Origin of the sequence: Phenylobacterium sp., assembly GCF_031412415.1 — a bacterium.
GTDB lineage: Bacteria > Pseudomonadota > Alphaproteobacteria > Caulobacterales > Caulobacteraceae > Phenylobacterium.
Genome location: NZ_JANOCX010000375.1, coordinates 1 through 12,165 on the forward strand (window position 1 = coordinate 1; position 12,165 = coordinate 12,165).

Below are 12,165 nucleotides of genomic sequence, written 5' to 3' on the forward strand. Positions count from 1 at the left end.
GGCGCGGGCCGATTGCAGCGCCTTGGTCTCTTCGGCCGTGGCCACCTCGACGAAGGCCTCGCGGCGATAGGCGTCGACCAGGGCGTCGCGCAGGTCTTCCACCTTCGGCTTCGCCGGCAAGGCCCAAAGCTGCAACGGGACCTCGACGATCATCCCCTGTGCGTAGCGCCCCACCGAGGGCGCGAACAGCGGCGGGTGATCGAACCCACCATGGATCTGCATCTCCGGCACGTGCTTGTGCTGCAGGGTCAGGCCATAGGTCCGGTAGGCGTCGCTGGTCCCGGCGGGCGCGGGCGCCTCGAACTCCTCGATCAATCCCTTCCCCCCGCCCGAATAGCCTGAGATGGCGTTGACGGTGATCGGCCAGTCGGCGGGGATGAGTTCGCCCTCCACCAGCGGACGGGTGAGCGCGATGAAGCCGGTGGGATAGCAGCCGGGATTGCTCACCCGTTTCGAACGGGCGATCGCGGTGCGCTGGTCCGGTGACATCTCCGGGAAGCCGTAGGTCCAGCCCGAGGCCGTCCGATAGGCCGTCGAGGCGTCGATGACCCGCACGGAGTTGGAGGTGATCATGCCGACCGCCTCCTTGGAGGCCGCATCGGGCAGGCACAGGATCACCGCGTCGGCGGCGTTCAGCAACTCGGCGCGAGCTTGCGGGTCCTTCCGCTTGGCCGGATCGATCGACAAGACCTGGAGGTCGCCGCGACCGGCCAGCCGCTCGCGGATCTGCAGGCCGGTGGTGCCGGCTTCGCCATCGATGAAAACGGTGCTGGTCATGGTCGTTGTCCCGGAAACAAGGAGTCCAGATAGCAGAAGGGGCGCTTCGGTTTCCCGAAGCGCCCCTCCAAACGCGAGTGCTCGCGCGCGGGTTTAGCGCTTCGAGAACTGGAAGCTGCGTCGGGCCTTGGCCTTGCCGTACTTCTTCCGCTCCACGACACGCGAGTCGCGGGTCAGGAAGCCGTGCGGCTTCAGCACCGGGCGCAGGCCCGGCTCATAGTAGGTGAGCGCCTTGGACAGGCCATGGCGGATCGCGCCGGCCTGGCCCGACAGGCCGGAGCCTTCCACCGAGACGATGACGTCGAACTGGCCTTCGCGGTCGGTGACCTGGAAGGGCTGGGCGATCATCATGCGCAGCACGGGACGGGCGAAATAGACTTCCTGGTCGCGGCCGTTGATCGTGATCTTGCCCTTGCCGGGCTTGATCCAGACCTTGGCGATCGCGTTCTTGCGCTTGCCGGTGGCGTAGGCGCGGCCCAGGGCGTCGATCTTCGGCTCGGCCGGGGCGACGTCGGGGTTGGACGAGAGGCTTTGCAGGGCCTCGAAGCCTTGAGTGTCGGACATCTGGCCTACTTGCTCCGCACGTTCTTGGCGTTCATTTCGGCGAACGCGATGGTCTCGGGGGCCTGCGCCTCATGCGGATGCTCGCCGCTGTTGTAGATGCGCAGATGGGTCATCTGCGCGCGGGCCAGCGGGCTTTCCTTGGGCAGCATGCGCTCGACGGCCTTTTCCAGGATCCGTTCGGGGAACTTGCCGCCGAGGATCTTGTCGGCCGTGCGTTCCTTGATGCCACCCGGGTGGCCGGTGTGCCAGTAGTAGGTCTTGTCCGTGAGCTTCTTGCCCGTGAACTTCACCTTGTGGGCGTTGACGACGACGACATAGTCGCCGCAATCGACGTGCGGGGTGTAATCGGGGCGGTGCTTGCCGCGAAGACGCATGGCGATGAACGAGGCGAGACGGCCAACGACGGCGTTCTCGGCATCGATCACGATCCACTTCTTCGTGACGTCGGCGGGCTTCAGGGAAGCCGTCGTCTTCATCATGGGAACGGTCCGTAAGTTGGCGGGACCGAACGATCCCGACGAGAGGCGCGGCTAGTACTTGCCCCACGCGCGCCTGTCAACACTTGTCGGCGGGAGACCGCGCGCAATCCGTTACCCAGCAACGGGTTTTTGTGATACGGTATTATAATACCGCGTCAATCGAACGTCACCCTTTTATGGTCTGACACGGTCTATCAGAGCCAAGCTGGGATTTTCCATGTCCGCGTCGCGCCGTCAGTTCCTCGCCACCGCCACCGCATCCGCCGCCTTCGCGGGGTTCGCGCGTCTCGCCAACGCCCAGGAGGGCGCGTCCGCCGCGGCCCCCTATCGAAGCGAGGTTGCCGGCTACGGCGCCTTGCGCGCCGATCCGGCGGGCGTCCTCGACCTACCGGAGGGCTTCTCCTACACCGTGGTTTCAAAGGCCGGCGATCCGATGAGCGATGGACTGGTCACGCCCTTCAAGATGGACGGCATGGGCTGCTTCCCCTTGGACGGCGACCGCGTGATCCTGGTTCGCAACCACGAGATCAAGCCACGCGATCTGGAGATCACCGCATTTGGCCCAGGCCGGACCCTCGCGCCGAAGATCGCCGCGGACCGAGTCTACGACTTCGGCGATGACGGTCTGCCCCTGGGCGGCGGCACGACCACGCTGGTCTACGACCTGAAGACACGGAAGGTCGAACGCCACCATCTGAGCCTGGCCGGCACCTCCACCAACTGCGCGGGCGGGATCACGCCCTGGGGGTCATGGCTGACCTGCGAGGAAACGACTCAGGGCGCAGGTCAGGAGGCGCGCAAGGACCACGGCTGGGTGTTCGAGGTGCCGTCGCAGGCCAAAGGGCTGGTGGACCCCACGCCGATCACCGGCATGGGCCGCTTCCGGCACGAGGCCGCCTGCATCGATCCTCGGACCGGGATCGTCTATCAGACTGAGGACATGGGCGATGGTCTGGGCCTGTTCTACCGCTACCTCCCGAACGATCCGACCAAGCTCCATGCGGGCGGGAAGCTGCAGGCCCTGGCCTTGCCGGAAGGCGTCGACGCCGATCCGCGCAACTGGGAAACCCGCTACTGGAAGCAAGGCGACTGGCGCAACGTGCGCTGGGTCGATCTAGATGGGGTCGACAACCCCTATGAGGACCTGCGGTATCGCGGGCATGCCAAGGGCGCGGCGTGGTTCGCGCGGGGCGAAGGTGTGTTCTTCGGCCAGGGCGAGCTCTATTTCGCCTGCACCAGCGGCGGTCCCAACGGCGGTGGTCAGATCATGCGCTATGTGCCGAGCCCCGAGGAAGGCCGTCCTGGCGAGGCCGACAAGCCGGCCCGGCTGCAACTCTTCGTCGAACCGCAGGATGTCCAAACCCTGGAGATGGGTGACAATATCGCGCCGACACCCTGGGGCCACATGATCGTCTGCGAGGATAAGATCGGCGGGACCAACTTCCTGCGCGGCGTGACCGGCGACGGAAAAATCTACACGCTCGGTCGCAACGCGCTGCAGAGCGACGGCGACGCCGCGGGGACGTCGGAGTTGGCCGGCGCATGCTTCTCGCCGGACGGGACCACGCTGTTCGTCAACATCTACATGCCCGGGACGACGCTCGCCATCACCGGACCGTGGGCCAGCTTCAAGGCCTAGGGCCGGCGGACTCGCCAGGCAAAGGAGACCGCTAGGGCCAGGACCAGGGCCGCCATAACCTGATGGGCGATCCCCAGCCAGATGGGCACGCCCAGCATCAGGGTAGCGACGCCCAGCACCGCCTGTAATCCGATGGAGGCGGAGATGGCCAGGGCGATGACGCGGGCGTCGTCGGTCAGGTAGCGCGAGCGCCAGGCGCCGAGGGCCAGGGCGACGCCGACGCCGACCAGCAGATAGGCCGCGAGCCGGTGATGAAGCTGCACCGCCCCCTGGGTGTGGGCCAGGGTGGCCCAGAGACCGTCGCCGGCGTAGTCCTTCGGGATCAAGGCCCCGTTCATCAGCGGCCAGTCGTTGTAGACTAGGCCCGCGTCATTGCCGGCCACCAGGGCGCCAAGCAGGATCTGCAGGTAGATGAGCCCGATCAGTGCCGCGGCGCGGCGCGTCCAGGGGCCCGGCAGGGTTTGGCGTGGCGAGCCGTTCCAGGCATCCAGCGCCGTCCAGACCAGGGCGCCCAGCAGGGCGAAGGCCAGGCCCAGATGGATGGTCAGTCGCTCGGGCGCGACCGACACGCGCTCGGTCAGTCCGCTGGCCACCATCCACCATCCGACCGCCCCTTGCAGGCCGCCCAGGGCGAAGAGGCCCGCGCAGCGCCAGATCAGCCGCTTGGGCAGTTCGCGCCGGATGAGGAACCAGGCGAACGGCAGGGCGAAGACCACCCCGACCAGGCGCCCCAGAAATCGATGCCCCCACTCCCACCAGTAGATCGATTGGAATGCGGCCAGGCTCATGCCCTGGTTCAACTGCTGGTACTGGGGGATCTGCTTGTAGAGCGCGAACTCCGCCGCCCAGTCCTCATCCGAGAGCGGCGGGATCGCGCCGGTCACAGGTTTCCACTCGGTGATCGACAGCCCGGAATCAGTCAACCGCGTCGCACCGCCGACCACGACCATGGCCAGGACGAGGGCCGCCACGACGAATAGCCATGCGGCGACAGGCGTGGATCGGTCGGAGCGGAGAAAGGATGTCATGGGGGAAAAGTCGTGTAGCTTCGAGGCGTTCTTACGGCGACCGGCTACCGGACTTCCGCCCCGCAGTCCACGGGGTGCGCGCAATTGGAACCCGCCAAGCTTCGCCGCATTACGCCAACCTGGACTTCAGAGAGGGCTAAAGCATGAGCGGCGTCGGAATTATCGGGTGGATCGTAATCGGCATCTTGGCCGGTTGGGTCGCCGAAAAGATCATGAAGCGGAATCACGGCCTGTTGACCAACCTCGCGGTGGGCGTGGTCGGCGCCTTGCTCGGCGGCTTCGTGGCTGGCCTGCTTGGGATAAGCTTCGGCGGCTGGATCGGCAGCTTTGTCATCGCCACTCTCGGCGCGGTGATCCTGCTGTTCCTGTTGGGCCTGTTGAAGCGCGGCTAGACCGCGGCGTCGCCCGGCGCCTATACCGACGCCATGAGCGCACGAGTACGGAAATTCATCGGCGGCGTCGGCATCGTCGGCTTCCTGGCCTTCTATGCCGCCGCCGTCGTCATGGTCGGAGAGCGCCTGCCCAGCCACTGGGCGGCGCAGTTGGCCTTCTACGCTGTCGCGGGTCTCGCCTGGGGCGTGCCCATCCTGCCGCTCATCACGTGGATGAACCGGGGGCGGCAATAGACTTTCGGAAATTCGCCGATGGTCGGAGCGACAAGATTCGAACTTGCGACCCCTTGACCCCCAGTCAAGTGCGCTACCAGGCTGCGCTACGCTCCGACATCGGCGAGCGGCCCTTCTAGACGCTTGCGACGGCAGGGCAAGGGCGAAAATCGACGCTGGCGCTGGAGGCGATCATGAGCGGCCCGCCCATCGAAGAAGCGGTCGCGGTTCCGGTCCCGCCGGATCGGGCCTTCGTGTTGTTCACCGAGGGCTTCAGCGAATGGTGGCCCGCCGACTACACCTATTCCGGCCCTGACGGCCTGCAGGCCATCGCACTGGGCGCCGCGCCCGGCGACTTCTGCTACGAGATCGGGCCCGAGGGGTTCCGCGTCGACTGGGGCCGGATGATCGCCGTCGAACCGGGCCGTCGCATCGTCTTCCTCTGGCAGATCGGTCCTGACAGCGCCCCTCAGCCCGATCCCGGTCAGGCCAGCCAGGTCGAGATCGCCTTCGCCGCCGACGACGATGGTGGCACGACCCTGCGCCTTACCCATGCGGGCTTCGAGCGGCACGGCGAGGGCGCGGCCGACTATCGCGACGAGATGGCTTCGGAGGATGGCTGGCCTCTGATCCTGGACGCCTTCGCCGACTTCGTGCGTCGCGCCTAACCCAGCAGAGCGTCGAGGCGGGCCTTGGCGGCTTCCAGGTCTTCTAGTGCGTCCATGAGACGCTCGCGACCCTGGTCGTTCAGGCGCTCGGACGCCAGGCCTGGTCCTCGACCGGGGCTCGCGGTCGGCCCGGAGCCGGCGTCGAGGACGCGCTTCAGCCCCTGGTCCTTGTGCAGTTTCTGCACGCCCTTGATGGTGTAGCCCTGATCGTGGAGCAGGCCGCGCACGCCGCGCAGCACCGAAATGTCCTGGGGCCGGTAGAACCGGCGTCCGCCGGCGCGCTTCATGGGGCGGATGAAGGAGAACTTGGTCTCCCAGAACCGCAACACGTGCTGCGGCACGTTCAGCTCGTCGGCTGCTTCCGGGATGGTCCGAAAGGCGTCGGGGCCCTTGGCCACTGGGGGCCTTACGTCACTTCGCTAGGGCGCGGTCGACCCGCGCCTTCATGACCTGGGAGGCTCGGAAACCAATCACGCGGCGCGGCTCGATGGCCGCCGGCTCGCCCGTCTTCGGATTACGGCCCATGCGGGCGCGCTTGGCGCGGACCTGGAAGACGCCGAAACCGGAGAGCTTGACCTGTTCGCCACGCTCCAGGGCCTGAGCCATGAGTTCGAGAGTCCGCTCAACCAGCTCGGAACAGTCCTGACGGGTCAGGCCCACCTCTTCGTGAACCGACTCGCACAGGTCGGCCCGTGTCACCGTAGCGCCCTTCATGGAGCCCCCGCCCTCGAACAATCTGTACAGGTCTAGTCTTCCGTCATGACCTGATTGTCGCATCAAGTCAAAGGCTTCAAGCGGTCAATTGTCCGTACGCCCAAGGCTTGGCGACGCCTAAAGCCGAATGACGCAGGCGCCCCAGGTCAGGCCGCCACCCATGGCCTCCAGCAACAGCATCTGGCCGGGCTTGATCCGACCGTCCTCGACGCCCTTCGCAAGAGCCAGGGGTATCGAGGCCGCCGAGGTGTTGGCGTGCTCGGCAACGGTGGAGATCACCTTGTCATGGGAGATGCCGACCCGCTTGGCGACACCTTCCAGGATCCGCTGATTGGCCTGGTGGGGGATGAACCAGTCGACATCGGCGACCTCGATCCCGGCGTCGGCCGCCGCGGCGAAGATGGCCTCTGAGATGTTCACCACGGCGTGGCGGAACACCTGGTTGCCCTGCATCCGCAGATGACCGATCTGGCCAGTGGTCGAGACGCCGCCATCGACGTAGAGGAGATCCTGCTTGGCGCCGTCAGCGCGCAGGGCGAAGCCCAGCAGGCCGCGATCGGCGGTGGTCCCCTCGCCTTCCATCGGCTCCACGACGACCGCGCCGGCCCCGTCCCCGAACAGCACGCAGGTGCCACGGTCTGTCCAGTCCATCAGCCGGGTCATGGTCTCGGCGCCGATCACCAGGGCGCATTTCGAACGGCCTCGCGCGACAAATCCGTCGGCGGTCGAGAGCGCGTAGACAAAGCCCGAGCAGACCGCCTGAACGTCGAAGGCCACGCCGACCGGGCAGCCCAGCTTGCGTTGAACGATAGTGGCCACCGCGGGAAAGGTCAGGTCTGGTGTTGTGGTGCCGACCACGATCAGGTCGACGTCGGCGGCGGTCCTGCCCGCGGCGGCAAGCGCGCGGCGGGCGGCCTCGACCGCCAGATCGGAGACCGCCTGATCTGGCGCGGCGCGGTGGCGCTGGCGGATGCCCGTGCGCTCGACGATCCATTCGTCGCTGGTGTCGACGAACTTGGCCAAGTCGGCATTGGTGACGATGTCGTCCGGCAGATAGCCTCCGACACCGGTCACGACGCTACGCAGTACTTTCGTCACTCAGGCGGCTCCATCGACGGCCGGCGGCTGGTGTTCGGCCACCGCGGCGGTGAGGCGGGTCATATTCCGTTCGATCTCCGCTGCGAAGTCGCTTTGCGCCAATTTGGTCGCCATGCGGATCGCCGCGGCGATGTCGCGGGCCGCCGCTCCGCCGTGGCTCTTCACCACCACCCCATTGAGGCCGAGCAATGGCGCCGCCGCATCGGGCGACAATTTCTCGCGGAATTTCAGCAGGCCGGGACGGGCGAGGAGCGCGCCTAGCTTGGACAGTAGGGTGCCGGTCAGCGCGCTACGCAGTTCTCCGCCGAGATAGCGGGCGGTGCCCTCGGCGGTTTTAAGCGCGATGTTGCCGGTGAAGCCATCGGTGACCACCACGTCGACCACGTTGCGAGACAGGCCGTCGCCTTCGACGAACCCGCGATAGTCCAGGTCGAACTGACCATTGCGCAGGATCGCGTGGGCCTGGCGGACCTCCTCGTGGCCCTTCATGTCCTCGGCGCCGACATTCAGCAGGCCGACAGTAGGCTTGGCCACGCCATGAGCGGCGCGATGGAAGGCCTCGCCCATGATGGCGAATTCGACCAGCCGCTCGGCGTCGCAATCGATATTGGCGCCGACGTCCAGGACCGTGGTGATCCCCTTCGTGCCGGGCCAACCGACCACCAGGCAAGGGCGATCGACATCGACGCTCATCCGCAGGATCAGCAGCGAGATGGCCATGAGAGCGCCGGTGTTGCCTGCCGAGATCGCCGCGCCGGCTTGCCCGGCCTTCACCGCCTCGACCGCCGCCCACATCGACGTACCCTTGCCCCGCCGCAGGGCCTGGGCCGGCTTTTCGTCCATGGCGATGACGCGATCGGCGTGGCGGATCTCGACCCGGTCGGGCAAGGCGCCGCCGAACTGAGCGCCGATGGCGGCTTCGTCGCCGTGCAGGATGAACTTGAGCGCCGGCGCTTCCCGCGCGGCCAGCAGCACGCCCGGCACGACAACGGACGGGCCGTGGTCGCCGCCCATGGCGTCGATGGAGATGACCAAGGACTTCGTCACGGCGTCGCTTCACCCCTCACAGCGGTCGCGCCGGAAAGCATGGCCAGGATAGACCCGACGTGGGGCGTTGCAAACGTCGCGGTCACTCGCCGTCCTTCTTCAGCGTCCGTAGGACGGCGAAGGGCGACTCCTCGACGGTGTTTGGAGTGTAGGTGAACTCCGCCCCCGGCTTACGGGGAAAGGGATCGATCTCGAGCGCAAGGTGCTCGACCAGGATGTGCGCCAGGTCGATTTCATCGCCCTCCAAGACGTCGGGCGGATCGGGGGCGTCCAGATCCAGGGCCAGATCGCCACCCTCCTCCGATTCGCCGTAGGCGTTGGGACTGCCGAGCGGAACCATCTGAAGGGCGATCTCACCCGTCAGTTCCTGCTCGAAGACGTCGAGGCTGACGCCGCAGATCTGGCCCACCGTGGCGGTGAAGCGGCCGGTGATCTCCGCGCCGTCCAGCCAGGGGCGCACGCGCAGATCGGCGACCAGGGTCGGCAAGCTGTCCAGAAGCAGTTCCTGGGCCAGCATCGCGCGAACGGACTCGTCGGGGGCCAGATGGACCTCCACGGGACCGCGGGTCAGCTCGCCCAACCGAATCAAGTGGGTCCAGCCGCTCATGCGCCACCCCAGGTCGCGTCGCCGTCGAGCAGGGCGTCGAGAGATTGGCCGGCCAAGGTCTCGCGCTGGGCCAGGACATAGTCGGCGAACCGGGGCGCGTTGGCGGGTTCGCCCTGGGCGTAGACCGTGCGCGCGGCCAGGGCTTCCAGTTGCGTTCGATCCGGCAGGGTCTGGAACGCCGTCTCGTAGGACTTCACCCGGCCGTAGAAGGCCTCGCCCAGCTTGCGCATCTTCTTGCCGACCGACACGTCGCCGACACCCATCTCGCGCAGAGCGTCGTCCAGTGCGCTCAGATAGGCGTCGAACAGGACCTGGGACGTTTCCCCCGCCCGTGGCCCCTGCCCTCTGAGGCGATCCAGCAACAGGAAGACGTGGGCGGTGTAGAGTTCGAATCGCCCCTCGACCGTGTCGGGCGCGCCGAGGTCGGTGTAGAGCGCCGGCGTGCGGGCCTGGGCCACCACGCCGGCATAGAGCTTCCGACCCGCGTTTTGCGCGGCTCGGGGGCGGAAGAAGCGATCCAGGAACATTCAGGCCTCGATTTCGCCCTCAGGCGCAGCTACAGGCGGCATTGAACTAAGGGGCCGCGACCGATAGGTCAAAGTCTCGAACAAATGAACAGGTCCGGTTCGCACATGTTTCGTCGCGTCGCCTTTGTCGCTCTTGCTGGTTCGCTCCTGGCGACCGCCGCCTGCGCGCCGATCACCACCTATTCCGGGTTCCAGGCCATCGAGGCCAATCCGAAGGACGTGAAGATAGGGACCGACACCAAGTCGACGGTGCGCGGCAGCCTGGGTTCGCCTTCGGCCACCGCCACCTTCGACCCCAACGTCTGGTTCTATATCGACCAGGTCAAGGAACGCGTGGCGTTCCGCCGCCCCGTGGTCACTTCACGCAACGTGGTGGCCGTGACCTTCGACAAGGACAGCGAGCTGGTGAAGAGCGTCGACACCATGTCGCTCAAGGACGGCAAGGTCATCGCCTTCAACGGACGCGAGACCCCGACCCGCGGGCGCGAGCTGAGCATCCTGGAACAACTCCTGGGCACCGTCGGCCGCGGCGGCATGCTGCCCAACGAGGACGAGAACGCCCCAGGCAATCGGCCGGGCGACCGGCGCTAGGGCGGCGCTCCCCTTCCCGGCATACTGAGGCGGAAATGAAAACGCCCCGGAGATCGCTCTCCGGGGCGTCTTCGTTTGGCTCGTGGCCGACTAGTACTGGGCGAGAACGGCCAGCAGCAGCAGGGCGACGATGTTGGTGATCTTGATCATCGGGTTCACTGCGGGACCCGAGGTGTCCTTGTAGGGGTCGCCGACGGTGTCGCCGGTGACCGCGGCCTTGTGAGCCTCGGACCCCTTGCCGTGCAGGACGCCGTCTGAGTCGGTGAAGCCTTCTTCGATCACCTTCTTGGCGTTGTCCCAGGCGCCGCCGCCGCTGGTCATCGAGATGGCGACGAACAGTCCGGTGACGATCACCCCCATCAGCATGGCGCCGACGCAGGCGAAGGCGTCCACCTTGCCGGCGATGGCGTTGATGACGAAGAACAGCACGATCGGCGAGACGACCGGCAGCAGGGACGGCACGATCATCTCCTTGATCGCGGCCTTGGTCAGGATGTCGACGGCGCGGCCGTATTCGGGCTTCACCTCGCCGGTCATGATCCCCGGGTTCTCACGGAACTGACGACGGACCTCGACCACCACCGACTGGGCGGCGCGGCCAACGGCGGTCATCGACATACCGCCGAACAGGAACGGCAGCAGGCCCCCAAACAGCAGCCCGACCACGACGTATGGATTGGACAGGTCGAACGCCACCGCGCCCACGCCGTCGAAGAACGAGCCCGGCGTGGCGATGGCCACGAAATGCTTCAGATCCTCGGTATAGGCGGCGAACAGCACCAGCGCGCCGAGGCCCGCCGAACCGATCGCATAACCCTTGGTGACAGCCTTGGTGGTGTTGCCGACCGCGTCGAGCGCGTCGGTGGTGACGCGGACTTCCGGGGGAAGACCGGCCATCTCGGCGATGCCGCCGGCGTTGTCGGTGACCGGACCAAAAGCGTCCAGCGCGACCACGAAGCCCGCGAGCGAAAGCATGGCGGTGGTGGCGATGGCGATGCCGAACAGACCCGCCAGATTGTAGGTGACGATGATGCCGACAATGATGACGATCGCCGGGGCGGCGCAGGCTTCCAGGCTCATGGCCAGGCCCTGGATCACGTTGGTGCCGTGACCGGAGACCGAGGCCTGGGCCACCGACTTCACCGGGCGGAAGTTGGTGCCGGTGTAGTACTCGGTGATCATGACGATGAGCGCGGTGATCACCAGGCCCGCCATCGAGCACCAGAACAGCGACATGGCGTTGAAGGTCTTGCCGTTCACCGTCAGGTCTTCCGTCACCATCGAGGGGATCAGGAAGTACAGGGCGATGGCTGACAGGACGCCGGTGACGATCAGGCCCTGATAGAGCGCGCCCATGATCGAGCCGCTCTTGCCGAGCCGCACCGCGTAGGTGCCGATGATCGAGGTGATGATGCAGACACCGCAGATGGCGAGCGGCAGCAGCATGATGCTGGTCAGCAGTTGCGACGTTCCGAAGAAGATCGCGGCCAGGACCATGGTGGCCACCGTGGTCACCGCATAGGTCTCGAACAGGTCGGCGGCCATGCCGGCGCAGTCGCCGACGTTGTCGCCCACGTTGTCGGCGATGGTCGCGGCGTTGCGGGGGTCATCTTCCGGAATGCCGGCCTCGACCTTGCCCACCATGTCGCCGCCGACGTCGGCGCCCTTGGTGAAAATGCCGCCGCCCAGACGGGCGAAGATGGAGATCAGACTGGCGCCGAAGCCCAGGCAGACCAGGCCGTTGACCACGGCGCGGTCATCGGGCGCGTAGCCCAGGTTCTGGGTAAGGATGGCGTAGTAGCCGGCGACGCCGATCAGGGC

16 protein-coding genes and 1 tRNA gene are annotated in these 12,165 nt (G+C 66.7%); 5 read left to right on the forward strand and 12 right to left on the reverse strand.

Annotated features, from left to right (window positions below):
* The 3 genes from argC to rplM all read right to left on the reverse strand — a co-directional run.
* Positions 1–777: N-acetyl-gamma-glutamyl-phosphate reductase (gene argC / locus RMO04_RS17745; RefSeq protein ID WP_309646095.1), on the reverse strand; the 777-nt coding region annotated here is incomplete at its 3' end.
* 93 nt (positions 778–870) lie between these two features.
* A complete protein-coding gene (gene rpsI, locus RMO04_RS17750) occupies positions 871–1,341 on the reverse strand; it encodes a 30S ribosomal protein S9 (RefSeq protein ID WP_309646096.1) in 471 nt (156 codons plus the stop codon).
* Between the two features lie 5 nt (positions 1,342–1,346).
* Positions 1,347–1,820: a 50S ribosomal protein L13 gene (gene rplM / locus RMO04_RS17755; RefSeq protein WP_309646097.1), complete on the reverse strand. Its 474-nt coding sequence runs from the start codon at positions 1,818–1,820 to the stop codon at positions 1,347–1,349.
* A 217-nt stretch (positions 1,821–2,037) separates the two neighbouring features.
* Here rplM and RMO04_RS17760 point away from each other — a divergent pair, with 217 nt between their 5' ends.
* Positions 2,038–3,459 (forward strand): alkaline phosphatase PhoX, encoded by a 1,422-nt coding sequence (locus RMO04_RS17760; protein ID WP_309646098.1) that lies wholly within the window; start codon positions 2,038–2,040, stop codon positions 3,457–3,459.
* On the opposite strand, the gene RMO04_RS17765 is transcribed toward RMO04_RS17760, so the two are convergent.
* Positions 3,456–4,487 carry a COX15/CtaA family protein gene (locus RMO04_RS17765; protein WP_309646099.1) on the reverse strand — a complete coding sequence of 344 codons (1,032 nt, stop codon included), beginning with the start codon at positions 4,485–4,487 and terminating at the stop codon, positions 3,456–3,458. The two genes, RMO04_RS17760 and RMO04_RS17765, sit on opposite strands and share 4 nt — an antisense overlap.
* 143 nt (positions 4,488–4,630) lie before the next feature.
* Between RMO04_RS17765 and RMO04_RS17770 the strand changes: the two genes are divergently transcribed.
* Both RMO04_RS17770 and RMO04_RS17775 read left to right on the forward strand, forming a co-directional pair.
* The gene (locus RMO04_RS17770; protein WP_309646100.1) at positions 4,631–4,879 is read left to right on the forward strand and encodes a GlsB/YeaQ/YmgE family stress response membrane protein; all 249 of its coding nucleotides are present in this window, start codon (positions 4,631–4,633) and stop codon (positions 4,877–4,879) included.
* 33 nt (positions 4,880–4,912) lie between these two features.
* A complete protein-coding gene (locus RMO04_RS17775) occupies positions 4,913–5,113 on the forward strand; it encodes a DUF2842 domain-containing protein (RefSeq protein ID WP_309646101.1) in 201 nt (66 codons plus the stop codon).
* Between the two features lie 19 nt (positions 5,114–5,132).
* Here the strand turns inward: RMO04_RS17775 and RMO04_RS17780 are convergent.
* A tRNA-Pro gene (locus tag RMO04_RS17780) sits at positions 5,133–5,209 on the reverse strand.
* Positions 5,210–5,286: 77 nt separating this feature from the next.
* Here RMO04_RS17780 and RMO04_RS17785 point away from each other — a divergent pair.
* On the forward strand, positions 5,287–5,760 hold the full coding sequence (locus RMO04_RS17785; protein ID WP_309646102.1) for an SRPBCC family protein: 474 nt from the start codon (positions 5,287–5,289) through the stop codon (positions 5,758–5,760).
* Here RMO04_RS17785 and RMO04_RS17790 read toward each other — a convergent pair.
* From RMO04_RS17790 to RMO04_RS17815, 6 genes are all read right to left on the reverse strand, one after another.
* Positions 5,757–6,158, reverse strand: a complete 402-nt coding sequence (locus RMO04_RS17790; protein ID WP_309646103.1) for a MerR family transcriptional regulator — start codon at positions 6,156–6,158, stop codon at positions 5,757–5,759. The two genes, RMO04_RS17785 and RMO04_RS17790, sit on opposite strands and share 4 nt — an antisense overlap.
* A 13-nt stretch (positions 6,159–6,171) precedes the next feature.
* Entirely contained in the window at positions 6,172–6,474 is a 303-nt protein-coding gene (locus tag RMO04_RS17795) for an integration host factor subunit alpha (protein ID WP_309646104.1), read from the reverse strand.
* 117 nt (positions 6,475–6,591) lie between these two features.
* Positions 6,592–7,572 (reverse strand): beta-ketoacyl-ACP synthase III, encoded by a 981-nt coding sequence (locus RMO04_RS17800; protein ID WP_309646105.1) that lies wholly within the window; start codon positions 7,570–7,572, stop codon positions 6,592–6,594.
* Entirely contained in the window at positions 7,573–8,619 is a 1,047-nt protein-coding gene (gene plsX, locus RMO04_RS17805) for a phosphate acyltransferase PlsX (RefSeq protein ID WP_309646106.1), read from the reverse strand.
* 82 nt (positions 8,620–8,701) lie between these two features.
* Positions 8,702–9,226, reverse strand: coding sequence for a DUF177 domain-containing protein (locus RMO04_RS17810; protein WP_309646107.1), 525 nt, complete (start codon positions 9,224–9,226; stop codon positions 8,702–8,704).
* On the reverse strand, positions 9,223–9,753 hold the full coding sequence (locus RMO04_RS17815; protein WP_309646108.1) for a ubiquinol-cytochrome C chaperone family protein: 531 nt from the start codon (positions 9,751–9,753) through the stop codon (positions 9,223–9,225). The genes RMO04_RS17810 and RMO04_RS17815 overlap by 4 nt, the downstream gene beginning before the upstream one ends.
* A 105-nt stretch (positions 9,754–9,858) precedes the next feature.
* Between RMO04_RS17815 and RMO04_RS17820 the strand changes: the two genes are divergently transcribed.
* Positions 9,859–10,344: an outer membrane protein assembly factor BamE gene (locus RMO04_RS17820; protein WP_309646109.1), complete on the forward strand. Its 486-nt coding sequence runs from the start codon at positions 9,859–9,861 to the stop codon at positions 10,342–10,344.
* Positions 10,345–10,434: 90 nt separating this feature from the next.
* On the opposite strand, the gene RMO04_RS17825 is transcribed toward RMO04_RS17820, so the two are convergent.
* The coding region (locus RMO04_RS17825) for a sodium-translocating pyrophosphatase (RefSeq protein WP_309646110.1) at positions 10,435–12,165 on the reverse strand (1,731 nt) is incomplete at its 5' end.